At 46.8% G+C, this 22,369-nt stretch carries 26 protein-coding genes; 21 read left to right on the top strand and 5 right to left on the bottom strand.

The genetic code is table 11. The features are described from left to right. Position 1: 1 nt before the first annotated feature. From fliQ to F0251_RS02920, 4 genes are read right to left on the bottom strand one after another with little or no spacing between them, the layout of a single operon-like run. Positions 2-271, bottom strand: a complete 270-nt coding sequence (gene fliQ, locus F0251_RS02935; protein ID WP_008218029.1) for a flagellar biosynthesis protein FliQ — start codon at positions 269-271, stop codon at positions 2-4. After that, positions 268-1,008 (bottom strand): flagellar type III secretion system pore protein FliP, encoded by a 741-nt coding sequence (fliP, locus tag F0251_RS02930; protein ID WP_105058604.1) that lies wholly within the window; start codon positions 1,006-1,008, stop codon positions 268-270. The genes fliQ and fliP overlap by 4 nt, the downstream gene beginning before the upstream one ends. A 26-nt stretch (positions 1,009-1,034) precedes the next feature. Continuing rightward, complete coding sequence (locus tag F0251_RS02925) at positions 1,035-1,418, bottom strand: FliM/FliN family flagellar motor switch protein (protein ID WP_008218033.1); 384 nt, start codon at positions 1,416-1,418, stop codon at positions 1,035-1,037. Next, positions 1,411-2,178: a FliM/FliN family flagellar motor switch protein gene (locus F0251_RS02920; protein WP_171730274.1), complete on the bottom strand. Its 768-nt coding sequence runs from the start codon at positions 2,176-2,178 to the stop codon at positions 1,411-1,413. The genes F0251_RS02925 and F0251_RS02920 overlap by 8 nt, the downstream gene beginning before the upstream one ends. Before the next feature lie 171 nt (positions 2,179-2,349). Here F0251_RS02920 and F0251_RS02915 point away from each other — a divergent pair, with 171 nt between their 5' ends. The 20 genes from F0251_RS02915 to F0251_RS02820 all read left to right on the top strand — a co-directional run bounded on the left by F0251_RS02915 (position 2,350) and on the right by F0251_RS02820 (position 18,684). Beyond that, the gene (locus F0251_RS02915; RefSeq protein WP_008223413.1) at positions 2,350-2,697 is read left to right on the top strand and encodes a flagellar basal body protein; all 348 of its coding nucleotides are present in this window, start codon (positions 2,350-2,352) and stop codon (positions 2,695-2,697) included. Between the two features lie 20 nt (positions 2,698-2,717). Next, positions 2,718-3,146, top strand: coding sequence for a flagellar basal body rod protein FlgC (gene flgC, locus F0251_RS02910; RefSeq protein ID WP_008223411.1), 429 nt, complete (start codon positions 2,718-2,720; stop codon positions 3,144-3,146). A gap of 37 nt (positions 3,147-3,183) precedes the next feature. Beyond that, the gene (locus tag F0251_RS02905) at positions 3,184-3,852 is read left to right on the top strand and encodes a flagellar hook capping FlgD N-terminal domain-containing protein (protein WP_171730273.1); all 669 of its coding nucleotides are present in this window, start codon (positions 3,184-3,186) and stop codon (positions 3,850-3,852) included. A 159-nt stretch (positions 3,853-4,011) separates the two neighbouring features. Then, positions 4,012-5,238, top strand: coding sequence for a flagellar hook protein FlgE (gene flgE / locus F0251_RS02900; RefSeq protein WP_061031943.1), 1,227 nt, complete (start codon positions 4,012-4,014; stop codon positions 5,236-5,238). A 4-nt stretch (positions 5,239-5,242) separates the two neighbouring features. Further along, a complete protein-coding gene (locus tag F0251_RS02895; protein WP_171730272.1) occupies positions 5,243-5,977 on the top strand; it encodes a flagellar basal body rod protein FlgF in 735 nt (244 codons plus the stop codon). Between the two features lie 11 nt (positions 5,978-5,988). Further along, positions 5,989-6,774, top strand: coding sequence for a flagellar basal-body rod protein FlgG (gene flgG / locus F0251_RS02890; RefSeq protein ID WP_061031945.1), 786 nt, complete (start codon positions 5,989-5,991; stop codon positions 6,772-6,774). A gap of 47 nt (positions 6,775-6,821) precedes the next feature. Further along, positions 6,822-7,544: a flagellar basal body L-ring protein FlgH gene (gene flgH / locus F0251_RS02885; RefSeq protein ID WP_081090314.1), complete on the top strand. Its 723-nt coding sequence runs from the start codon at positions 6,822-6,824 to the stop codon at positions 7,542-7,544. Next, positions 7,544-8,671, top strand: coding sequence for a flagellar basal body P-ring protein FlgI (locus F0251_RS02880; protein ID WP_171730271.1), 1,128 nt, complete (start codon positions 7,544-7,546; stop codon positions 8,669-8,671). Before flgH ends, F0251_RS02880 begins: the two co-directional genes overlap by 1 nt. Further along, positions 8,671-9,189 carry a rod-binding protein gene (locus tag F0251_RS02875; protein WP_105058597.1) on the top strand — a complete coding sequence of 173 codons (519 nt, stop codon included), beginning with the start codon at positions 8,671-8,673 and terminating at the stop codon, positions 9,187-9,189. The genes F0251_RS02880 and F0251_RS02875 overlap by 1 nt, the downstream gene beginning before the upstream one ends. Continuing rightward, positions 9,189-10,568 carry a flagellar hook-associated protein FlgK gene (gene flgK / locus F0251_RS02870; RefSeq protein WP_116871140.1) on the top strand — a complete coding sequence of 460 codons (1,380 nt, stop codon included), beginning with the start codon at positions 9,189-9,191 and terminating at the stop codon, positions 10,566-10,568. Before F0251_RS02875 ends, flgK begins: the two co-directional genes overlap by 1 nt. 10 nt (positions 10,569-10,578) lie before the next feature. Continuing rightward, positions 10,579-11,463, top strand: coding sequence for a flagellar hook-associated protein FlgL (gene flgL, locus F0251_RS02865; RefSeq protein WP_061031948.1), 885 nt, complete (start codon positions 10,579-10,581; stop codon positions 11,461-11,463). A gap of 98 nt (positions 11,464-11,561) precedes the next feature. Continuing rightward, positions 11,562-12,359, top strand: coding sequence for an OmpA family protein (locus F0251_RS02860; RefSeq protein WP_239931171.1), 798 nt, complete (start codon positions 11,562-11,564; stop codon positions 12,357-12,359). Between the two features lie 128 nt (positions 12,360-12,487). Beyond that, a complete protein-coding gene (gene fliE, locus F0251_RS02855) occupies positions 12,488-12,763 on the top strand; it encodes a flagellar hook-basal body complex protein FliE (protein WP_244268250.1) in 276 nt (91 codons plus the stop codon). A 14-nt stretch (positions 12,764-12,777) separates the two neighbouring features. Further along, positions 12,778-14,451: a flagellar basal-body MS-ring/collar protein FliF gene (gene fliF / locus F0251_RS02850; RefSeq protein ID WP_061031951.1), complete on the top strand. Its 1,674-nt coding sequence runs from the start codon at positions 12,778-12,780 to the stop codon at positions 14,449-14,451. Positions 14,452-14,483: 32 nt separating this feature from the next. Next, complete coding sequence (locus F0251_RS02845) at positions 14,484-15,488, top strand: FliG C-terminal domain-containing protein (protein ID WP_061031952.1); 1,005 nt, start codon at positions 14,484-14,486, stop codon at positions 15,486-15,488. Between the two features lie 13 nt (positions 15,489-15,501). Further along, on the top strand, positions 15,502-16,509 hold the full coding sequence (locus F0251_RS02840; RefSeq protein ID WP_171730269.1) for a hypothetical protein: 1,008 nt from the start codon (positions 15,502-15,504) through the stop codon (positions 16,507-16,509). Between the two features lie 61 nt (positions 16,510-16,570). Continuing rightward, entirely contained in the window at positions 16,571-16,858 is a 288-nt protein-coding gene (locus F0251_RS02835) for a flagellar biosynthesis anti-sigma factor FlgM (protein WP_061031954.1), read from the top strand. After that, entirely contained in the window at positions 16,848-17,267 is a 420-nt protein-coding gene (locus tag F0251_RS02830) for a hypothetical protein (protein WP_105058590.1), read from the top strand. Before F0251_RS02835 ends, F0251_RS02830 begins: the two co-directional genes overlap by 11 nt. A gap of 13 nt (positions 17,268-17,280) precedes the next feature. Next, positions 17,281-17,988: a flagellar basal body P-ring formation chaperone FlgA gene (gene flgA, locus F0251_RS02825; RefSeq protein ID WP_061032390.1), complete on the top strand. Its 708-nt coding sequence runs from the start codon at positions 17,281-17,283 to the stop codon at positions 17,986-17,988. A 180-nt stretch (positions 17,989-18,168) separates the two neighbouring features. After that, on the top strand, positions 18,169-18,684 hold the full coding sequence (locus F0251_RS02820) for a glycine zipper 2TM domain-containing protein (protein WP_105058589.1): 516 nt from the start codon (positions 18,169-18,171) through the stop codon (positions 18,682-18,684). Between the two features lie 165 nt (positions 18,685-18,849). Here F0251_RS02820 and F0251_RS02815 read toward each other — a convergent pair whose 3' ends face one another. Beyond that, the gene (locus tag F0251_RS02815; protein WP_171730268.1) at positions 18,850-20,937 is read right to left on the bottom strand and encodes a flagellar biosynthesis protein FlhA; all 2,088 of its coding nucleotides are present in this window, start codon (positions 20,935-20,937) and stop codon (positions 18,850-18,852) included. 165 nt (positions 20,938-21,102) lie between these two features. Here F0251_RS02815 and F0251_RS24415 point away from each other — a divergent pair, with 165 nt between their 5' ends. Continuing rightward, positions 21,103-22,287, top strand: a complete 1,185-nt coding sequence (locus F0251_RS24415; protein ID WP_081090315.1) for a flagellin — start codon at positions 21,103-21,105, stop codon at positions 22,285-22,287. Positions 22,288-22,369: the final 82 nt, after the last annotated feature.

Here is a 22,369-nt window from a genome sequence, read left to right as displayed (position 1 = left end):
GCTAGCCAACCTTGCTTGGTATCGTATTGAAGATAAACAAGAATAGGTCGTTGATCTCTTGTAATAGCCAGTGGCCTGCAAGAATGATGCATAGCAGAGTGACGAGCAGTCTAGGGAGGAAGCTAAGGGTTTGTTCATTGACTTGAGTGACGGCTTGGAAAATCGCTACTACCAAACCGACGACTAGGCTAGGCACAATAAGAACCGACACCATAAGAATGATCAGCCAGATTGCTTGGCTGACCAGTGTGACGGCTTCTTCCGGGCTCATCCACTTATCCAGAAACTGTTGGCTAAACTACCCATGAGTAAGCCCCAACCATCGACGATGACAAATACCAGCAGTTTAAAAGGCAGAGAGACAATTAAGGGCGACAACATCATCATCCCCATCGACATCAGGACAGACGCCACCACTAAGTCGATGACAAGAAAGGGCAAAAACAACATAAAGCCGATTTGGAAGGCAGCCTTGAGCTCACTCAGTAGATAGGCCGGCAGTAAAACTAAGAAGGGGATATCCTGATCAGACTCTATGGAGGTTTCTCCGGCTATCTTGGAGACTTGTTCAAGTGCCTTGCGTTGTGTTTGGTCGAGCATGTAGCGACGCAGTGGTTTTTCGGCTGTGTCTAACGCCTCCATCAAGGTCACTTCGTCGTTTGAGTATGGAATGTAAGCGGTGTCGTAAATCTTGGTCCAAACTGGCCTCATGATCAGCAAAGTGAAAATCAGGGCAATCCCCACAAGCACCTGATTTGGCGGTGTTTGTTGTAGGCCAAGCGCTTGCCTTAAAATGGCCAAAACAATGACAATTCGTGTGAAGCTAGTACACATAATCACGAAAGCTGGAACGAAGCTCAGTAATGTCATCAGGATCAGAATCTGCAATTTAACGCTGTATTCTGTGCCGTCAGATGTGGTGGTTTCACTGAGAATCGTCAGCCCTTCTGCGTGCGATGCGCCCGCAAATAAGGTCAAAGCGAGCGTGAAGAATATTGGTTTAGACATCGTATTCTTTGCGTTACTCAAAGGCTTTACTTACTTGGCTTCTTGATGATGCTCAGTAATCTCACGCCATACTGACCATTCTTGGATACGATTTCCCCTGTGCCGAATGCGGTGCCATTGATTTTGATATCAACAGGGTCTCCTTCATGTTTTTCCAGCATCACAACACTGCCTGCCTTTAAGTTCAGTAGCTCGTCTAATATCAATGTCTTGCGTGCAACCTCAACGGTGATATCGACAGGAATACTCTTGAGCAGAGAGATGTTACTGACATGCTCTTTGTCGGCTCCAAGGTCGATGTCGTCGGCAAGATCATCCAGATCTAAATCATCAAGATCTGGCAATTCATCATGCAGGTTTAGGTCGCTCATTGAGCTGTCAATGTTGCGTGTCTCTTTGTCGTTAGCCATCGATTTCGACTCCCAGTTCAGAGTTTATGGATTGAAGTTTGCCAAAAAAAGTTGGGTGCCCGTTGACCTTGACTGTTAGGTTTTTGCATAGGGTCATGGGCATAAAATCTCCGGGTTTCAGCTGAGAAAGCTCATGCAGTGTGCACTGCTTGTGAAGCATGACGCACCCTAATTCGACGGGTTGATAACGCAGGTTGTCGAGTATCTCTTCCCGATCAAATGTTTCGTTACTTTCCATCATGTCGCGCAGCTTTTTCACATACTTGTTGTCGATCATGAAGGTCACATCGAGTTGCTGGTCGTCAAACTCAAACGTAATGGTGACGCCAATGTCAGAGGGCTGATGGTCGGTGTGCTCAATGGCGTAATGATTGGCATCGGCAGTCAGCGCGTTGGTGATCGCCATGGTGAACTTTTGAAAAAGCCTTAGGTGGGTTTGGGTTAGCGCAATATCGGGGTTGCTACGCTTAGATTTTTTGAGTGGTAATGGGTTGTTGAGGTGCTTGTGTAGCAGAATATCGGCAGCTTGGGGTGAAATAAAGAAAAAAACATGTCCAAATTCCTCAATATGAAGAACGGTTTTGATGCTGTTTGCTGGTGGTCGGCGCGCTTCTGAAAACGTGGCTTTGACGTGACGGCCCGCAAAGTTAAATTTAAAAATATCAATAATTTCTGTTGAGAAATGGCTTGAATGTCTTAACAGAAACTTACGCATTTTTATGCTCGGATTTCCGAATTCAGTCAATGATAATTTATTCATGTCAAGTACCAATGGTTGGTTTTTGCGGTCATTCTCAAATTTGACACGCTAATTAATCCTAACTATAGGTTAAAGCAATCTCATTTCAACTTCGGTTGCGAGAGAAAATATAAAAAGATAAAGGCCTACTTCTGATAAGGATTAAGGCCAAACAACGACGAGGCTAGGGCAATGATTCACTTAGACGATGCACTTGGGGTACACCCCAAAATGGTGCAGTTTCGTTTGGACAGAGCGGCAGTATTGAGCTCCAATATTGCTAACGTGGATACGCCTAATTACAAAGCGATGGATCTCAGATTTGAGGCGGTACTCAGTGGTATTGGTCACTCAAAAGACTGGTACATAGGTACGGCGGCTCAATATCGGATTCCTGTGCAAAGAACACGAGATGGCAACACTGTTGAGCTAGAAAACGAGCAAGCTAGGTTCGCGAAAAATGTGATGGATTATCATCAGAGCCTTGCGTTTTTGCAGTCTAAGATCAACGGGATAAAGTCTGCCATCAAAGGACAATAAGTGAATTAGGTAGGGACATCATGGCATTCTTAGGTATCTACGAGACGGCAGGCTCAGCGATGAGTGCACAGACCGTCAGGCTTAATACTATCTCCAGTAATTTGGCGAATGCCGATTCCGTATCTGGTGACCCATCACAAGTCTATAAACCGTTGAAACCGATTTTCTCAGCGGTCTATAACCATTTCAATGCACAGCAAACTCAACAGCAAGGTGTAGTGCCGATTCGCATTGCCGATGTTGTTGAAGTCTCCTCAATGATGGAAGGGCGTTACGAGCCCAACAATCCTCTCTCCAATGACGAAGGGTATGTTTATTACTCTGGCATTAATGTCGTTAACGAAATGGCTGACATGATCTCGGCTACTCGTAGTTTTGAAGCCAGCGTAGAAGTGCTCGGCAACGTAAAGTCGATGCAACAATCATTGATGGGGCTTTGGCGCAGTTAATCCAACTGTTCGCCAATGACCCCAGAGGAACGACACCATGACAACGATATCCGGTGCTGCGCAGGTCAATAATATTGAGTCTGCGTCAACGATGACCCCTCAAGGTAATCCGAACAGTGCGAGTGCATTAAAGAATGAGTTCATTACTTTAATGGTGGCTCAGATTGAAAATCAGGATCCACTTAACCCAACTGATGGCACGGAATATGTCGCACAGTTGGCGCAGTTCTCTCAGGTTGAAAGTACGGAAAACCTTGTTCAACTGACGCAAAATAATTCGACAATGCTCGATAACTTACAAGTGCTTAGCACCGCCGCATTGATTGATAAAACGGTGACGGTAAAAAGTGATCGTTTGTCTGCATCGGTTGTTGAGCAGCATACGGGGTACATTGAGTTACAGGCGCCATCGAATACCGTGATGCTCGAGCTAGTCGATTCGCTTGGCAACGTTAAGTCGATGAACCTTGGTCCGAACAGCGCAGGGCGAGTGGATTACACATTAGATGCGCAAGCCATGGGGCTAACCGGTGAGTATCAGATGCGTATCAAATTGGACAGTGGACAAGATTACCAGCCATCGATTTATCAGCATGGCCAGGTGGAACATGTAACGACACCTTTGATAGGTGGCACCAGTCACTTGCAGGTTAAAGGGGTTGGCATGGTCGCGTTTTATGACGTGGCTGCCTTCTCAAATGAGTAAGGCTTTTAATTAGTTAGATAACTTTCGCTAAATTTTCGGCTTTGCCGGTTTTTGGTTTGTATTTTTTAGTTCTTTTAAGTAAGTAAGATGGCGGCTGTCGTTCTCCGCTGATGTTCGAATCTACGGAGATAGCCTCTTTAGCGTGAAGAGGAAGACATTATGAGTTTTAGTATTGCACTGAGCGGGCTAAATGCCTCGAACTCGGAGCTGAACACCATTTCCAATAATATTGCTAACGTTTCTACGACGGGCTTTAAAGAGTCGAGAACCGAATTTGCGTCCGTTTACAGTGGCAGTGAAGCTGGCGGTGTTGAAGTGGTGGGGGTTTCGCAAAACTTTGAAAAAAGCGGAACGGTAACAGGAACCGGGCGCTCACTGGATATGGCATTAAGTGGCAATGGCTTCTTTGTGCTTGAAGACAGTAAAGGGCAAACTCTCTATACCCGCTCTGGTATTTTCAACATGAATGCTGATGGGGTGATCACTGCGAACAGCGGTGCGGCCCTACAAGGTTACTCGGTTGATGGTAATAACAATTTATTGCTCGGTTCGGTAGGCACGGTGCAGATAAGTACTGCATCATTGCAGGCTAGGGAAACAGATGCCATTGAGTTTGTTGCCAATCTCGATGCCAGAGAGCAGGTTCCCGCCAGCGCATTTGATTATAGTGATTCATCCACCTACAACCACTCTTATACCACCCCAGTTTATGACTCTTTGGGTAACCCACATACGGTGAGCCAATATTTTGTCAAAGGTGCGTCTAATGATTGGGATGTCCATGTCTTGGTTGATGGTAAAGCGATTGATGGCGCCGATGCCTTAATTCCCGCAGCTTCGCCAACTGCGACGGATACTGCAAACTTTACCTTTAATGCCGATGGCACCATCTCATCGGGCGGTAACTACTCCGTCAGTTTTGATCCTGCCAATGGGGCAAACAGTGTCACTGTGAACATCGATCTATCCGCAGTCACCCAGTTTGGTAGTGACTTTGTTGTTTCCAAAAATAGCCCAAATGGTTACACCTCAGGTGATTATGCCAGTGTGCGAATGGAAAACGATGGCCGTATCTTTGCCACCTACACCAATGGTCAGTCTCAACTACAAGGTCAGGTGGTGCTTGCCGACTTTGCTTCACCTCAAAACATGATAAAAACCAGTGATACCGCTTGGTTACAAAGCTTTAGTTCTGGCACGCCTGTTCTGGGTACTGCGGGCAGTGGTGTGTTCGGGGATTTGACTTCCGGTGCGCTCGAAGGCTCCAACGTTGATCTGACGTCTGAACTGGTGGCCTTGATGACAGCTCAGCGTAACTATCAGGCCAATACCAAGTCGATATCGACATCGGATCAACTGACGCAAGCCTTGTTCAACGTGGTGTAGCACTATGAATCCGATTCTATTTAGTGCAGCGAAAGGTGCTGAGCGAACCATGCTCGCTCAGCACGTGCGCGCGAATAATTTGTCCCATGCGGACACCGTTGGTTTTAAAGCCTTGATGGAGCACTCAACACCAATGCGCCTTGAAGGTTCAGGCTTTCTTACTTCCGTCACCTCCAGAACCAACTCGTCAATCAATAACTTTGCCCAGGGTGAAGATATACGCACCGAGCGACCACTGGATGTCGCCATTAATGGTGACGGCTTTATTACGCTCGAAGGGTTAGAAGATGAACCTGCCGAGCTCTACACACGTGCGGGCAATTTTCGATTGGATGGTAATGGTCAACTCTACCTTGGTGAGCGCCGAGTGATGTCGACTGATGGTCCAATGGTGTTGCCAGACTTTGAGTTTGTGTCGGTGAGTTCGAATGGATTGGTGTCGATCACTCCGATTGGCGGTGAGGCATCGCTAGAGGTTGGCGCTCTTAAATTGGTTAAACCCGAGAACGAACAGATGACCATGCATGCGAGTGGTCACTTTGTTCCCAAAGACGGTCAGGTTCTGGCTGAAGACTTTAGCGTTCAGGTTCGTTCTGGTTATTTAGAGGCGAGTAACGTCTCCAGTTTAGAAGAGCTCGTCAGCATTATGTCGCTGACTCGACAATACGAAATGCAAATTGAAGTGATGGCATCCGCGGATGAGATCGCTCAGATAGGCAATAAGCTTCTCAAAGCTTAAGGAAGGGAATTATGCACAGTGCCTTATGGATATCCAAAACAGGGATGGCCGCACAGGATGCAAAAATGACGGCGATTTCGAACAACCTTGCCAATATCAATACGGTGGGTTTTAAGCGAGACCGAGTGGTGTTCGAAGATCTTTTTTATAGTGTCGATAAGCAAGCAGGTACCGAAACCACAGAGCTTAATGAACATCCAACGGGGATTCAGCTCGGTAATGGTGTTCGAGTGGTCGGCACCGAGAAAGTGTTTACTCAAGGGAATATCCAGAATACCAACCAACAATTTGATCTGGCTATTCTAGGTGATGGTTTCTTTCAAATTGAGAACTCAGATGGCGAGCTGCTCTATACCCGAAATGGTCAGTTTCAAACCAACTCTGATGGCCAGCTAGTTAATGCCCAAGGTTATCCTCTGATCCCTGAAGTCGTCATTCCTCCAGAAGCAACTCTGGTCAGTATTACTGCTGATGGTGTGGTCAGCGCTACGATACCGGGCCAAGTGAATCCTGAAGATCTAGGGCAAATCACCATAGTGAAATTCATGAACCCTGCAGGGCTCTCTGCTCAAGGGGGAAACTTATTTATTGAAACGGAAGGCTCGGGTGAAGCGGTCGAGCTCGTCGCAGGAACAGAAGGTTCAGGCCAGTTAAAACAAGGGGCACTTGAAGGATCGAATGTACAGGTGGTGGAAGAAATGGTTGATATGATCGCCACCCAACGCGCTTATGAGATGAGCGCCAAGATGGTCAGCGCAGCCGATGAGATGCTGCAGTACATCGCGCAGCAATCATAGCTCTTGCTTTAACGAGCGAATAACGATGGTTGCTAGGGAGATCTGACATGGAAAAGCCAATTAAGCCAAGGTTGGGTAAGCCGTATGCAATCGGTGCGATTTATTATCTCGCCGTAGTTACCTTGCTGGTGGTGATGGTGGCGGGTTGTGCTGGTCGCCAAGACGATTTTATTCCACCATCGCCAAATGATGAAGCGTATGCACCGCCCGAGCTGGACTATCAAGTGACCAGAGTCAGTAAAGGTAGCCTCTATACGGGAACGACTTCGATGACCTTGTTCCAAGATCGAAGAGCGTACCGTGTGGGCGATATTTTAACGGTGTTGTTGGATGAAAAAACAGAGTCAGATAAGAGTGCTTCAACCCAATATGGCAAAGATTCCAGCGCTAACATCACCGCGCCTACATTGGGCAACAAGACCTTTGAAGACGTGAGCGCTTCTGTTGATGCCACGCGAGATTTTGATGGCGCAGCTGCCTCGAAACAAGGTAACAGCTTATCGGGTTCTATTACTGTCACCGTGTACAACGTCTTGCCCAATGGTGTGCTTAGAGTAAGAGGAGAGAAGTGGCTCAAGCTTAACCAAGGAGATGAATACATTCGTCTGACTGGCAATGTACGGGTCGATGATATTCAGGCAGACAACACACTCTCTTCCCAGCGAATTGCCGATGCAAGAATTACTTATGCTGGCCGCGGCTCGTTTGCTGATACCAACACTGCTGGTTGGTTGACACAGTTCTTCAATTCGCCATGGATGCCATTCTAATGAGTGCCCTAATTCGCTTCTACTTAACCTCATTGGCGCTGCCTTGGTGTTTGCTTGGGTTTATCTCTTCGGCAGATGCGGCACGACCAATTGCAGAAGTCGCCGAGGTGTATGGCGATAGACAAAACCAACTTATTGGCTATGGGTTAGTTGTGGGTTTGGACGGGTCTGGCGATAAATCGCAAGTGAAGTTCACGCAACAATCGGTAGTTAACATGATCAAACAATTTGGGGTGCAACTGGATGATTCCACTAACCCTAAGCTGAAAAATGTCGCTGCCGTTAGTGTCACAGCCATGGTGGAACCTCACCAAGGTGCAGGTCAAACCCTGACTGTGACGGTGTCTTCATTGGGGGATGCAAAAAGCTTGCGCGGAGGCACCTTATTGCTCACTCCACTACGAGGTATTGATGGCGAAGTGTACGCCATAGCACAAGGCAGTCTTGTGGTTGGTGGCTTCAATGCCACTGGTGAAAACGGAACCAGCATTACAAGAAACACTCCGACCGTCGGGCGTATTCCCAATGGTGCGACCTTAGAACGTGAGGTATCGACCGGTGCTGATTTAGAGCCAACGATACGCTTGCAGCTCAAACAACCGAATTACGAAACCGCGCTTAATGTTTCCAAAGCCATTAATAAGATGTTTGGCGGTCAGGTAGCGAAAGCGCTCAATAAAGGTCAGATCCAAGTCTCTGCCCCGCTTGATAGCGAAGACCGAGTGATGTTCGTTGCCATGATTCAAGAACTTGAGGTTGAAGAGGGCCGCCGATTGCCTAAGGTGGTGTTCAACTCTCGCACCGGAACAGTGGTGATCAGCCAGAATGTGACGGTGTCTGAAGCGGCGGTCAGCCAAGGTGGGATCACCGTGACAATACTGGAATCTCAATCCGTTTCTCAGCCCGGTGGTGCTTTCAATACTGCTGGGGAAACCGCAATTATTCAGAACTCACAAGTGAGTGTGGATGAAGAAGATGGGACCACTATGATTTGGCCGAGAGGGACCAATCTGCAAGAGATCGTTGATGCGATTAACAACATTGGAGCGACGCCGGAAGCGCTGATGCAGATCTTGCAGGCACTCGATGAGGTGGGTGCCATTAACGGGGACTTGGTGGTGATTTAATGACGAATCTAACGGCTGTGACTCACGCGGCGCTTGAACCAATATCAAGTCATTATGCGGCGCCAATACTGGATAGTCCCAAAATGGCGGCGTCGGTCAAACAGGCTGAATATTCACAGCCATTTGAAAGATTAATGATGGACAGAGCGCCTGAAACAGGACACATGGCGAAAGCCAGCTCTGGTTCGAGCCAAGCAATGACCAACTTTTACTTGGACAACAACGCGCTTGCTAAATTAAAGCATGACAATTCTGCTTCAGGATTATTGGCGGCTTCACAGCAGTTTGAGGCGTTGTTTTTACAACAAATGCTGACCCGAATGCGCTCTGCCAGCCAAGCGCTTAGTGACAAAGATAATCCGTTGTCGATGAAATCAGACGATATGTTTCAGGGCATGCTAGATGCTCAACTTGCACAGCGAATCAGCCGTCAATCGTCGTTCGGATTAGCCGAGATGATTTTTAAACAGTTGTCATCACAAGTTATGGGCCGACCTTTTGATAAGGAGAATCAGTAATGGGTATGACCAACATCGGGTTAAGTGGCGCGCTCGCCAACCGGGTAGCGCTCAATACGACGGCGCAAAATACCGCTAATGTGAATACTCCGGGGTATAGCCGTCAAATAGTGACCATGGAAGCCAGTTTATCGGGCAATGCCGTAAATGGTATTAATTTAGGATCTGGTGTTGAGGTGAGCGATATCCTGCGCATTGCCGATCAATCGTCTATCAATCGATTAAGAGAAGCGACGGAATCTGCCCAATTTAGCCAGAGCTACTTCAATGGTCTCTCCAATTTGGAAAACTTATTGGGGGCGGATGGGCTGAGCCTGACACAGGGGATGAACGGATTTTTTGCTGCCATTGATGAGGCCAGTGTGACCCCCGAAAGTGTTGCTTTTCGCCAGCAAGTACTGACCAATGCTGACGCTTTGGCGCAACAGTTTAACTCTGTATCTGCCCAGTTGAGCCAGCAAGAAGCCGCGCAAAGTGAGCGCTATGGTGCTCTGGTTACCCATGTGAATAGTCAATTAGAAAGCATCGCTTCTCTAAACCAAAAGCTCCAAGAAGATGCGCTGCTAGGCAAGAACGTTGGTGGTTTACAAGATGCGATGGATAAACACCTCAATGAACTCTCTAAGTCTCTCGATGTTCAGGTGATCTACACCAATGGCGGCGTCGAACTTTCTACACCAAACGGCCAACCTCTAGTGATTGGTGGCTATGCCGCATCGCTTGCGCGAGACCTATCCAGTGGCGACCCTTACAGCACGGATTTGAATATCACCTTTCAGTCAATGACAACGCCTGTTGATGCTTCATTAGGTGGAGAGTTAGGAGCGCTCGAAGCACTAAAAACGAATCAATATGAACCCATCAAAACACTGCTAGCAGATCTTGCCAAAGGCTTGGCCGACGGTGTGAACTCGGCATTAAATTCTGGGTTTGACCTCAATAGTGTGGCGGGTCAGAACTTGTTTACTTACACCCCAGGCAGTGAAGCCCTATCTTTGGCGATTGATCCTAGCCTCACGGCACAAGACTTAGCCTTTTCATCGAGTGCAACGCTTGCCGGAAATGGCGATGTGTTGAAAGACCTATCGATGCTGTCACAAACACCATTAACCAATGGTTCTGTGGTGGGAGAAACACCCTACAGCGCTTACTCAGGGCTACTCGGTGATATCGGTATTTTCACTCGCCAGGCACAGAGCGAAGCAACGGCAGCTCAAGTGAGCATGGAAGACGCACAAGTGGCGAGAGACAGTGTCAGTGCGGTTAATTCCGATGAAGAGGCCGCCAACATGCTGCTGTACCTCAACGCTTATGAGGCCAATATGAAAATTATTAGCACGGCCAATCAGATGTTCCAGACCTTGCTAAGAGCATTCTAGGAGAAAAGTGATGCGTGTAACGGACTCCCAATTTAACGCGGTGATGCAGCGTTCATTAATGGACAACAACATCCGCTTGAACAAAGTTTTTGAGCAAATGTCGACTGGGCTGAGGATCAATCATTTATCCGACGACCCAATTGCCGCAGTGCGCCTTGAGGGATTAAAAAAGACAGTCTCTGATAATCAGCAGTACCAGCGAAATATCGAAAATGTGCAGTCACAACTGACGCGCTACGAAACTAACGTCAACACGCTGGAGTCGCTCTCCCAACAAGTGAATGAACTGCTTCTACAAGGGAAAAACGGCACTCTTGATGCGGAAAGTCGGGCGGGAATCGTGCTCGAACTTAAGTCACTTAAAACGGAAATGTTGAACACATTGAACCAAGCCAATGATGGCAGTTATCTCTTTTCAGGTACCGATATCAGCAATCCAGCAATCGATACTGCACCGCCTTATACCTTAAATCCCAATTCAGATTATCGCGAAACTAAGGTGGGTGATAATCAGTACGTGCCGAGTAACTTAACCATCACCGACACCATAGGTAGCAGTGCAATTTTTACTGACTTAGACAATGCGATAGCAGAGTTGGAGTTAGCAACCGGGGGATTTACAACAGCTTTGGATAACGCGCTCAATACCAACCAAGCGCTTCATCAAGACTTGTTGGTTTCATTAACCGACATCGGGAGTCAATACAACGCATTAGAAAGGCTAAAAGAGACCAGCATCGATATGGTGTTCTTTGCAGAAACGGTTCGCTCTGAGCTAGAGGAACTCGATTATGCAGAGGCATCCGTTGAACTTAACCAAGGCATGATCGCGCTAGAAGCGACGCAAAAAACCTTTGCGCGTGTTGCCGGAATTTCACTATTTGACCTGTTATGAATAAGTACTTTTGGGAGAGCGCTAGCTTAGACATTTCTTCTGCTTTTCGACGTCGACTTGGCAAGGTGCTGAGTGCATGTTTAATAAGCTGGGGAGTAATGTCGTCTCCGGTTTTGGCGCAGCGCTACATTGTTCCCTTCGATAGCGTCGAGTGGCGGTTTTCTGAGTCTGTTGATATGTGTGAACTGAACTCTTTCGACCCCCACACTGGCTTTTCAGTGCAATTCATTTTGTTGGCAGCAAGCCCGATGAAAGTCAGAGTGGAAAAGCGAGGTGTGCGCTCGCTTCCGACCTCAACGTCATTCAATACCACTGAGCCGGTATGGGGAACGTCCCAGTCTTACACCACAACCACCATTGAAAGAGTCAACAAGCAAGGGGCGGCGCTGGTGACTGATGATGGCGCCACCTTGATGTTGGATGATATGGCGAGTGGCGCTTGGTTTAACGTCAATGCGATGGACTTTGATGTCTATTTCCCAACCACCAACTTTAAGCCAGCTTTAGAACAATTCAATGAATGTCGTTATGGCTTGCCGCCGGTTAATTTCCAACATGCACGTCGAGTCGAACTGCGCTTTCAACAGGGTGCGGTGGCCCTCACCGAAGGGCAGAAACGCACCATTAACGACATCAGTACCTTGGTTAAACGAGACTCGAGAATCATTAAAATTCTGATTGATGGGTACACCGATAACTCCGGTGATTCTGTCGCTAATCTACAACTTTCGAAGCAGAGAGGATCGGACGTTGCGCAGTGGTTCATGGGCAATGGCGTGTCAAAGCAAATGATTGAGATACGTGGCCATGGTGATCGTTATCCCAAGTACGACAACACGACTCAGCAAGGCCGGGATAAGAATCGTCGCGTAGAAATTCGGTTAGTACGCAAGTGATGCAACCGCGAGGGTAAATAATGGAAAAGATGACTGCAGTCCAAATGCAACAAGCCATGTTAGGGAAGATAGAGCAGCAGCAAGAGGTTGCCAGTAATCCATTCTCTAACCAAGCTGTCACTGGAAACATGTTGAGAGGCATCACGCATGACAATCTCGCGGTAAATCCGGTATCGGACAGTTCACTGGCGTTCAGCAACACCTTGAAAAGTGTGCTCGATACTGTGGATAGATACCAGTCTCATGCATCTGAAAAAATCACCGCTGTTGAGTTAGGAAAAAGCGATGATTTATTGGGAGCAACGGTCGCATCTCAGAAAGCCCAGCTCTCATTCAATGCATTAATGCAAGTGCGCAACAAGATGGTGTCTAACTTCCAAGACATCATAAAAATGCCAATTTAGGCTAGGGATTAGCGATGGCAGGAGAAGCAGATACTCAACCCGCGTTGACCAACAATATGGGAGCAGCTAAAGAGAAGCTCACGGAAGCCTCTGGTTGGCTCACCATGTTTTGGCAGAGTTCACAGCGCAACGTCATTATCATCACTATTTTTGCGACGATCACAGCGGCGATCATCGTGATTATGTTGTGGACGTCATCGGAAAGGTTTAGACCTCTCTATAGTAAATCGGCGAACTTCGACTCTAGCCAAGTGCTGCATATGTTGGACGAGGAATCAATACGTTACCAACTGAGTCAGGACGATGGACAAATACTGGTTCCCGAAGGCGATGTCGCCAAGATCCGGATGATATTGGCGTCGAAAGGCTTAAAAGAACAATTGCCGAGTGGTTTTGATTCACTGGATAGCTCAAAGAGCCTTGGTGAAAGTCAGTTTATGGAAAACGCTCGTTATCGCCATGCTTTAGAGGGCGAGCTAGCACGCAGTATCACCACCATGAGCGCCGTGAGCTTAGCTCGTGTTCATTTAGCGATACCCAAAGAAAGCCTGTTTATGCGCGATGATGCTGAGCAGCCGAGAGCCTCTGTGATTGTTCATATTATCAATGGAATGGACCTCAAGCCGACGCAGGTTGAGTCAATCATTAACTTGGTGTCTGGTGCGGTGATAGGGCTTAAATCGGAACATGTGCGAGTAGTCGATCAACACGGTCGTTTGTTATCGAATGACGCGACGGTTGGGGACATTACCGTGACGACAGGCAAGCAATCCGATTACAAACGTAACCTTGAAAAAACCTTGGTTGCTCAAGCGACCGATATGCTGACTCCGATCCTCGGTGCGGCTAATTTTCGAGTGCAAATTGCCAGTGATATTGATTTCTCTAAGGTGGAAGAAACAGAAGAGATCTACGCTGATCCCGTGGTCCGAAAAGAGACCTTACTGAGTGACATGAACGAGTCTTCGATGGCGCTCGGTATTCCGGGGGCATTGAGTAACACCCCCCCCGTGACCGATGGAGAGCCTCAACCAGAGCCCAACGCCAAGGTTAATCGAAGTGAAACATCGCGTGATTATGCGGTGAGCGGCAAGGTTCGCCATACTCAGCACCAGCAAGGTGTATTGCAAAACCTATCAGTCTCTATTGTGGTCAACGATTTAGCGAACCCCAATCAAACTTGGACACCTGAAGAGCTTACTAATGTTGAGAATGTGGTTCGTTCAGCAATAGGCTTTAATACCGAGCGCGGCGACAGTATTCATACCACTCACTTCCCTTTTGTGATTGCCGGCATTCCAGAGCAAGCCCCGGTCGCTTGGTTTGAGAACACGCATATTATGCAGCCTCTTAAATATCTACTTGGTGTGATGCTCAGTGGTTTGATGATCATGGTGGTGCTGAGACCTCTTGCTCAATATCTCACTAAGTCAGCGGAGCAAGAAGAGTTGGAAGCGGAAAGCATGGAATACGATGACGTCATTACCAAAGAGGAGCGTGCCGCTGATGCTGCATTGCAATCTAAACTGGAATCGTTAGGTATTGATGCAACCGGCATTAAAGCGCTCGATGACAATTTGCCATCTGCAGATAGCCCACTCGAAGTTCAAATTAAACACCTCAAGCTCATCGCAAAAGAGGATCCGAATAGGGTGGCTGAAATTTTACGTACTTGGATACAAGCATAACGAACCAAATAAAAGTCAGTAGGAGAAGGTGCATGGATGGCAAACAAACCTATCAATCAGTGGACGGCGTTGCGATGTTGGTGCTAACGATGGGAGAAGACATCGGTTCTGAGGTACTCAAAGGCTTCACCCACGAAGAGATAAAACAGATCACGCACGCCATGAGCAAGATGAAGGACATTAAAGCTAAGGATGCTTTGGTCTCTTTGTCGGGTTTTTTTGATGATTTTCGTAAGCACTCCGGGATTCTCGGCGGGACACGACAATACATCACCAATGTGTTGGAAAAGACGTTAAACGGTAATTTAGCGAGAGATCTTGTATCGGAGATCTATGGTGACGAGATCCGCTCACATGCTGAAAAGTTGGCGTGGATTCCTCCGGAGCTCTTGGTTAATGACCTTAAAAAAGAGCACATCAACCTGCAAGCGCTGTTGATTGCCCACCTCCCTTTGGAATACAGCAGCCGTGTCATGGATGAATATGAGGAAGAAGAGTGCCATGCGTTAATTCTGCAAATATCTAAGACGCAGGTACTCACCTCTGGTCTGATGGAGACACTCAAAGACCTTATCGATCGCTGCAAAATCAATTATCACAGTGGCGGGTCTGCCAGCTTGCAAGGTTCGAAAGTTGTCGCGAACCTCATCAACCGTTATTCCGGTGACAAAAGCAATTTATTCCAATTCCTTCATGATCAAGACGCTGAAGCCGCAGAGCTGGTGGAAGAGGCGATGTTTGATTTCTTTACCCTATTTAATCAAGACCTAGAGACCATCAACCTGATTAATGAAAGAGTCAGCCTAGAGCAATGGGCTTATGCTCTGAAAGGTACCAATAAAGATTGCCGTCTTTACATCATTAACTCCATGCCGCAACGGGTATCGACAGAGCTCAAAGAAAACTTGGTGCGCATTGGCGCGGTGCCGGTCAGCCAGGTTGAGCAAGCACGTAAAGATATCATTGAAATCGTCAAACAAATGCAATCGGAAGAGATCATCAAGCTGAACTTTGCTAACGAGCCAAGGTTGACCTAATTGGAGAGGTAGTATGAAACTCACGGGTATTACGCAGCGCAAGAATCAGGTGAATCCGACAACGACAGGAAAGATCAAGAAGCCAGAAAAGCTGACCAGCAACAAGCCGAATAATGCACTCATTAGACAGCAAATGGTGCAAATGAACTTGCAAGAAAGACCTAAGCTGATTGCTGAAGTCGCAGACTCTCACAAAATGTACAGCAGGCTCATGATGGCTGGGGAAGTGCTACGAACCGTGGCGAGTGAGTTGATTAAGTTGCGCCAATTGGCAGAGCTGAATCAATACAGCCCTGAGCAAGCTAACCACATCGATGTGATTAAGAAAAAACTGGTGTTTTGGAGTCAGAAACGGTTGTTTGGTGACTATGTGGTGGATTCAAGTTTTGCGCCGATTCAAGGCGATAACCCTTTTATCGAGTTCACGGTTCCAGGGCTCGACTTACAGCGAGAGCGGTTTCGTGATGAAGTTGTCTCTCTGTACATCAATAACCGATTGATACCGTTGGCGTTTGAACGCTCTGAAGACAGAGAGGTATTGTTAGAACAATTCAAGATGATGTTTGCTTATGCGCATTTGCAGCTCAGAATTAATGCACAACAAGAGTTCGTGATCGGCATTCGAGACCAACAATGGCGATTGTGGGATGGGCAGGTCTTTGTTTCGGGCCAAGGTGGTCGCTATGCTGAAGGACCACCGATTGCGGTACAGGCTCAAGCTCGCTATCCGGTGTTGGACGACATCAGTCGCTTGTTGGTCAATGAGCCGGGTTCGAATCAACAAATCGATGCTTTACTTGAACGGGTCAATAAACTGTATTTGGCATTATCGAAGATGTTGAAAATGAAAAGGCAAAAAGCTGACCAGCTTATCGCGTTTTGTTCACACCCAGAGTTGCACAAATTAGGCAGTTTTAAACATCAGTTAGTGAGTAATCCAGAGTTGTCGCTGAAGTCAATTCATCGCGGCTTTAGCGGGCCAACCAGAGACAATGTAATCAAACTATTGAGAAAAAGGTGAAACAGAGACGAAATACTGCCGTTATAGTTAATTAGTAGTGCAGCAAAATGGGTAGGCAGAGATGAGTCAAATTAAGGTCGACAATGTGAAACACGTTGTGCCTCATACTCAGGTAGATGTGGTTCAAAACAAAAAGACAGAGCCGGATCAAAAAGCGAAGGTGAAGCCGATTAACCTCTCTCAACATGAAGTGGAGTTACTCGATAATACCAAGAGCCTTTTTGACGGTGTAGATGATATCGATACGGCTAAAGTCGAGCAGATTAAAGCGCAAATTTCCGCGGGAGAGTTAGTGTTTGATATGGATGAACTAGCGAAAGTCATTACGAGACTGGATCATGGAACGTAGAAGCGACCTGATTGGTTACATTACCTATGGTCAGCATGTGCTGGCGTTGTCAGGCGAGTTGTCTGCACGTCTAGATGACATTCGTGTGGCGATATTAAACCGCGAGTATCAGAAGCTGGAATCGCTCAATCAAGCGTTCACGTCACTGACTCAACGGCTAGCAGACGCTGACGATAAGCGATTTGCTCTGGCCAAGCGACTGGGGTGTGAAGACAGACAGTACGCAAAAAGTATGCAGGCTCGGCTCAAAGGAAAAGCACTACAACGTGTTCAAACTTTGGATGCGGAAATTGAGCTGACTATCAAGCAGTGCAAAACTAAGTTGGCGCGCCAAGGCAGCGTCATGGTGATGCAGCATCAAGCAATGGAAGAGGCGCTTGGTAAGCATCAACTAAGGGTCAATGTTTAGGTTGAGGCGGTGTATGGCTAAGTTATTAAAGCTAGCTAGTACATGGCTGTTCGCCCTTGGTTATGTGACCAAGGTGAGCGCAGAAGTCGGTAACATTACTCTTGAACAACAACTTTCCACTCAAATCCAATCGCTCATTGAGCAAACCATTCGTTACCGTTATCCCCAGCAGTATCAATTGGATATTCAGATTCGCTTTTCTCGAGCTATTCATCAGCTACCACAGTGTAGCGAGTCGGTTGAAGTCACGCACAGAAGTAAAATCAAGCTTGGTAAACAAAAGTGGAACGTGCGCTGTGAGCCAGAGAGATGGACCCTTTCAGCGACCTCCACGTCGACAATAACCGTCTGGACTGCGACAGCCAATAAGGCGCTTAAGAAGGGCCAAAGACTGACGCATGACGATATTGCGATTGAACCTATCAAACTCTACAAAGACCAAAAAGTGTTCTTCAAGGCTAACGAAATCGCTGGCAGCAAAATCAAGCGCTCAGTAAACAAGGGCGATTTATTGACTACATCTTCTATGTATTTGGATTATGACGTTGAAAAGGGGCACGCTGTGGATGTGGTTTTTCAATCGAAAAGTATCCGTTTAGAAACGTTAGGAATGGCGTTGGAAAGTGGGCTGATAGGCGATACGGTCTCAATTAAGAACCAACAATCTGGAAAGTTGTTACGCGGCGTCGTCATTGAAAAAAATAGAGTTCGAGTATTCTAAATCCTCCCGTAATCTACGTTTGTATAGTAAATCACCACGCCATGATAATAATTTTACAGTGTGATTATCTGGCTCTGACTCTTCACCAGACAATGACATAGAATTCATTCACCGCTGAAATATCACTAATTTTAATCCTTATTATGCCCTCCGATACAAAAACATAATTAAGGAAAGACAATGAAAATCAAAGCAGTGGTAATGGCAGCAACAACCGTAGTGACACTCTCAGCGTGTAAAGAGGAAGCTTCTGCCCCAACACTTGCCAATATTACGTTAGTTGAGGCCGTCACTAAATCGGTCAAGACTCCTCATCAGGTTTGCCACAATGTGCTGGTTACTCGACAAGCTGAGGTGAAAGATGAAGCCAAGATTATAGGCACGATCGGCGGCGCTGCTGCTGGGGCAGCTTTGGGCAACCAAGTTGGAGGTGGCTCAGGAAAAACCATCGCGACTGCCGTTGGCACGGTAGCAGGTGCAATGACAGGGCGTAAGATTCAAGATAACGCACAGAAAAACGATACAATAACGACCACTGAGCAACGCTGCAGCACCGAATACACCACATCGACACAAGTTGATGGATACGATGTGACTTACGAAATTGGCGGTGCCTCGACAACCGTACGTTTGGCTAAAAAGCCAACCATAAACACTTTCCCAATCGTCTCAGGTCAGGTTGTCTTACCTCAATAGGATGAATAGATTCCCGCGTGGTGAATGGTGAATGGTGAATGGTGAACCCATTCTTTAGTCAGCGTGTTTTACCATTCATTGGCTTCGCGGGAAGGTCAATGGGTAAAGAGGTCCATCAATAGGCTTTCTTGAGCTTGGATGGGCTTCTTTCTTGCCTCTTATGACTTATTCCACATCCCCCAATACGTTCAACCCATACTCATTTGGGATCTCGTTGTAACTCAACACAATCAGCTCTTTGGCAAAGGCTTTTGCTAACTTGGCGATCATTGGGCGTGTCGTAGGCGGCACAACTATGACCGGTGGCAGGTTTTGGCTCTGCATGGTTTGTACTATGGTCGGCATGCGGTTTTGGAACTTTTGCAAGATAGTCGGTTCAACAGGAATCGAGTCGAGAGGGATATTGGGGTCGCTTTGCTGACTCAAAGAGATCGCGCCTTTCAATTCACCTTCTAAGGTTGCTCCAATAATGAAAGCATGGATGGTCTTGCTGTTTGGCGAGATCAAATTGACGATGGTTCGTTTTAACGCGACCCGGATATTAGATGACAGCAATATTGGGTCTTTTATGGTGTCGACGCTTTCAATAATGGTATTAGCGATGGTCCTTACGTTAATGATAGGCACTTGTTGAGCCAGTAACTGACGGATGACCTGCATTTGTAGGTTCGGGCTAATGACGCTCGCTAGGTTCTCTGCAAGCTCAGGATGCTGCATAGCAAGTCGTTGGTTGAGGGCTTTTACATCATCGTAATTGAAGATGTTGTCTAGGTGTTCGCTGCATACTTTGCTGACGTGGGTCGCGATAACATCATGTACTTCAATGACCTGAAATCCATGGTTGATCGCCTTGGTTTTGTCGCCTTTTTTAATCCATAGGGCTGGAAGCTGATAGGCAGGGTCGATGCCAACAATGCCATCCAGATCGGGGTGGTCAATATGGTTGCCGACTGCCATCGCTTTATCGGCATACACCTCACCACGCTCAATCTCATCACCATCAATGCTAATGGCATACTCAGAAGGCTTGAGTGAAAGGTTGTCGGTGATGACCACTTCTGGCATCACAAAGCCTATTTGTTCACTGAGTGTTTTTCGGCTACCACGGATACTTTTAATCAAGTTACCGCCCTTTTGTGAGCTCGCCAAAGGAACCAGCTTGAAGCCTAACGACAAAGCAATCACATCGACGTTGGGAATAATGCTCCAGTCGATGGTGTTTTCTTGATGGGGCTGAGGAAGCGTATCTAAATCGGGGCTGGTCTCGGGTGTCACATGTTGAAATTTCGATTGTCTCCAGCCGACAAACGCTAGTAAGACGGCAAAGGTATAAAAGGCTAAGTGTGGCATGTTTGGCACGCTACCGATAACAAACATAACCCCTGCTGCCATGTATAAGTTGTTCGGTGACGCAAGTAACTGCCTTTTGACCGTTTGCGCCATGTCGTTATCGTTGTCACTGATTCGCGTCACTATGATAGCGGCAGAGGTGGCCAGTAACAGCGATGGAATTTGAGCAACCAGACCATCACCAATCGTTAGTAGGGCATAGGTTTGAAAAGCCGCTTCTGCGCTGAGGTTGTGCTCAAAAATGCCTATCAGCACCCCACCGATTAAGTTGATGAATAGAATCAATAGCCCGGCAATCGCATCACCACGAACAAACTTACTGGCACCGTCCATTGCGCCATAGAACTCCGCTTCTTCTCCTACTTCTAAACGTCGAGTTTTCGCTTCTTTCTGATCGATAGCCCCGGCATTCAAGTCAGCATCAATGGCCATCTGTTTCCCTGGTAGGGCGTCCAGAGTAAAGCGTGCAGATACTTCGGAGATCCGTTCGCCACCTTTGGTGATGACCACAAAGTTAATGATCATCAAGATCACGAACACCACGATACCGACAACGTAGCTCCCGCCGATAACCACTTCACCGAAAGATTGAATGACCTTACCAGCTGCATCTCCGCCATTGTGACCTTCGAGTAGAACAATACGAGTAGAGGCGACGTTAAGAGTTAATCGAAGCAAGGTTGCGACAAGTAATAGTGATGGAAAGATAGAGAAATCAAGCACTCGCGAAACGGTGCTGCTGACCAGTAAGACAACAATGGCAAGCATGATGTTAAAGGTAAAAAACGCATCCAATAGAATAGGTGGCAGCGGCAAAATCACCATCGCCAAGATCATGAGCAACACAATTGGAATTGTTAGCTTTGCAGCCACTGCATTAAATACGTGTCTCATAACAACCATTATTATGAATATTGTTGATTAATATACTAGGATATTTTTACGTACTTCTCATTTTTGAGTCTTGCTATTTTTAAATTTAGTGATCTTTTTTCGAAAAATATGAAATGAAAATTTTCCTCTGTCGTTAACAGTTAGTGAACAGCAAACACAGATGGGGAACATCAGATGGCTATATCAGTACATACAAATTACGCAAGCTTAGTGACTCAAAATACATTGCAGTCGACCAACAATGCGTTAACTAAATCAATGGAAAAACTGTCCACCGGCTTTCGAATTAACTCAGCTGCGGATGATGCGGCGGGTTTGCAAATTGCTAACAGATTAAATCTTCAAAGCCGAGGCTTGAATGTCGCAATGCGAAATTCACAAGATGCGATCTCTATGATGCAAACGGCAGAAGGTGCAATGGATGAAATGACCAATATTGCTTATCGAATGAGTGACTTAGCAACGCAAGCGGCTAATGGTACATATACTGATGACGACCGCCAGGCGCTGGATGCTGAGTTTGGGCAGCTTGCAAGTGAGTTATCTAATATTTTTAACAATACCAGTTTTGGTGGTAAATCGCTTTTGACCGGAGTCGACTCTTTCGGAGTCGCAGGTGGTGTAACTTTTCAAATTGGTGATAAAGCTACGAATACATTAGATGTAGATTTAAACCAAGAGTTGAGTGGCGTTTCAAGCTTTACTACAGGCTTTAATGCGGTGTTTGCTGAGCAGAGAGCTGCAGCGAGTGCCGACTTTCAGGCTGAAGCGGATAACTTCGCTACCGGAGCCACCACGACAGTATTAGGTGATGGTGTGGATGCTGGTGGTATTACAGGCACCTATGATGATTTTGCCGATTTGAAGGCTAAAGCTGAATTGGACGAAGGGACGTCACAAGCTGATTTAGCAATCGTGCTTGACGATATCGCAATAAGTGTCAGTTCTCGTATTGCGGCGAATGCTGGTGCTGGGGGTATATACGACACGGCAGCTTCAGGGCTAGCGTTGGGTGCTGGTACAGAGTATGCAGATCTTATGGCCGGAACCGCAGGTACTTTGTCTATCTCTACACAAAGTGCAGCTAACTCAACAATTGATGATATGAGCACGTTAATCAGTAATATTGGTGAGGCTAGAGCCAAATTTGGCGCAAATATCAATCGCTTAGATCACACTATTACCAATCTTGGCAATATCACAGAGAACCTCGATACATCGAGAGGTCGTATTATGGATACCGATTTTGCTTATGAGTCCGGCATGATGAGTAAGTCTCAAATGCTTATGCAATCAGGTGCTTCTATGCTGAGTGCATCGAAGATGGTGCCGCAGTTGGCGATGAGCCTACTGGGCTAGTTTGAGCAGTAATTGTTTTCGCAGTAACGGCTACATACATAGCCGAACACTAGGAGGGTAGAGCTGTACCTCCTATAGAATT

It is taken from the genome of Vibrio sp. 070316B (assembly GCF_013114115.1).
Lineage (GTDB): Bacteria > Pseudomonadota > Gammaproteobacteria > Enterobacterales > Vibrionaceae > Vibrio > Vibrio chagasii_B.
Note: the sequence above shows the minus strand (reverse complement) of the source record. Positions and strands in the feature narration are given on the sequence as shown.

Excerpts from the sequence above, each read along its gene's own strand:
- fliE (WP_244268250.1), top strand. The coding sequence starts at position 12,488 with ATGTTGAGAGGCATCACGCATGACAATCTCGCGGTAAATCCGGTATCG.
- F0251_RS02905 (WP_171730273.1), top strand. The coding sequence starts at position 3,184 with ATGACAACGATATCCGGTGCTGCGCAGGTCAATAATATTGAGTCTGCG.
- fliQ (WP_008218029.1), bottom strand. The coding sequence starts at position 271 with ATGAGCCCGGAAGAAGCCGTCACACTGGTCAGCCAAGCAATCTGGCTG.
- fliF (WP_061031951.1), top strand. The coding sequence starts at position 12,778 with ATGGCAGGAGAAGCAGATACTCAACCCGCGTTGACCAACAATATGGGA.
- F0251_RS02815 (WP_171730268.1), bottom strand. The coding sequence starts at position 20,937 with ATGGTTGTTATGAGACACGTATTTAATGCAGTGGCTGCAAAGCTAACA.
- F0251_RS02845 (WP_061031952.1), top strand. The coding sequence starts at position 14,484 with ATGGATGGCAAACAAACCTATCAATCAGTGGACGGCGTTGCGATGTTG.
- F0251_RS02915 (WP_008223413.1), top strand. The coding sequence starts at position 2,350 with ATGATTCACTTAGACGATGCACTTGGGGTACACCCCAAAATGGTGCAG.
- F0251_RS02830 (WP_105058590.1), top strand. The coding sequence starts at position 16,848 with ATGGAACGTAGAAGCGACCTGATTGGTTACATTACCTATGGTCAGCAT.
- flgG (WP_061031945.1), top strand. The coding sequence starts at position 5,989 with ATGCACAGTGCCTTATGGATATCCAAAACAGGGATGGCCGCACAGGAT.
- flgA (WP_061032390.1), top strand. The coding sequence starts at position 17,281 with ATGGCTAAGTTATTAAAGCTAGCTAGTACATGGCTGTTCGCCCTTGGT.
- flgH (WP_081090314.1), top strand. The coding sequence starts at position 6,822 with ATGGAAAAGCCAATTAAGCCAAGGTTGGGTAAGCCGTATGCAATCGGT.
- F0251_RS02835 (WP_061031954.1), top strand. The coding sequence starts at position 16,571 with ATGAGTCAAATTAAGGTCGACAATGTGAAACACGTTGTGCCTCATACT.
- F0251_RS02920 (WP_171730274.1), bottom strand. The coding sequence starts at position 2,178 with ATGAATAAATTATCATTGACTGAATTCGGAAATCCGAGCATAAAAATG.
- fliP (WP_105058604.1), bottom strand. The coding sequence starts at position 1,008 with ATGTCTAAACCAATATTCTTCACGCTCGCTTTGACCTTATTTGCGGGC.
- F0251_RS02895 (WP_171730272.1), top strand. The coding sequence starts at position 5,243 with ATGAATCCGATTCTATTTAGTGCAGCGAAAGGTGCTGAGCGAACCATG.
- F0251_RS02840 (WP_171730269.1), top strand. The coding sequence starts at position 15,502 with ATGAAACTCACGGGTATTACGCAGCGCAAGAATCAGGTGAATCCGACA.
- F0251_RS02880 (WP_171730271.1), top strand. The coding sequence starts at position 7,544 with ATGAGTGCCCTAATTCGCTTCTACTTAACCTCATTGGCGCTGCCTTGG.
- F0251_RS02820 (WP_105058589.1), top strand. The coding sequence starts at position 18,169 with ATGAAAATCAAAGCAGTGGTAATGGCAGCAACAACCGTAGTGACACTC.
- flgK (WP_116871140.1), top strand. The coding sequence starts at position 9,189 with ATGGGTATGACCAACATCGGGTTAAGTGGCGCGCTCGCCAACCGGGTA.
- flgE (WP_061031943.1), top strand. The coding sequence starts at position 4,012 with ATGAGTTTTAGTATTGCACTGAGCGGGCTAAATGCCTCGAACTCGGAG.
- F0251_RS02860 (WP_239931171.1), top strand. The coding sequence starts at position 11,562 with ATGTCGTCTCCGGTTTTGGCGCAGCGCTACATTGTTCCCTTCGATAGC.
- F0251_RS02875 (WP_105058597.1), top strand. The coding sequence starts at position 8,671 with ATGACGAATCTAACGGCTGTGACTCACGCGGCGCTTGAACCAATATCA.
- flgL (WP_061031948.1), top strand. The coding sequence starts at position 10,579 with ATGCGTGTAACGGACTCCCAATTTAACGCGGTGATGCAGCGTTCATTA.
- F0251_RS02925 (WP_008218033.1), bottom strand. The coding sequence starts at position 1,418 with ATGGCTAACGACAAAGAGACACGCAACATTGACAGCTCAATGAGCGAC.
- flgC (WP_008223411.1), top strand. The coding sequence starts at position 2,718 with ATGGCATTCTTAGGTATCTACGAGACGGCAGGCTCAGCGATGAGTGCA.
- F0251_RS24415 (WP_081090315.1), top strand. The coding sequence starts at position 21,103 with ATGGCTATATCAGTACATACAAATTACGCAAGCTTAGTGACTCAAAAT.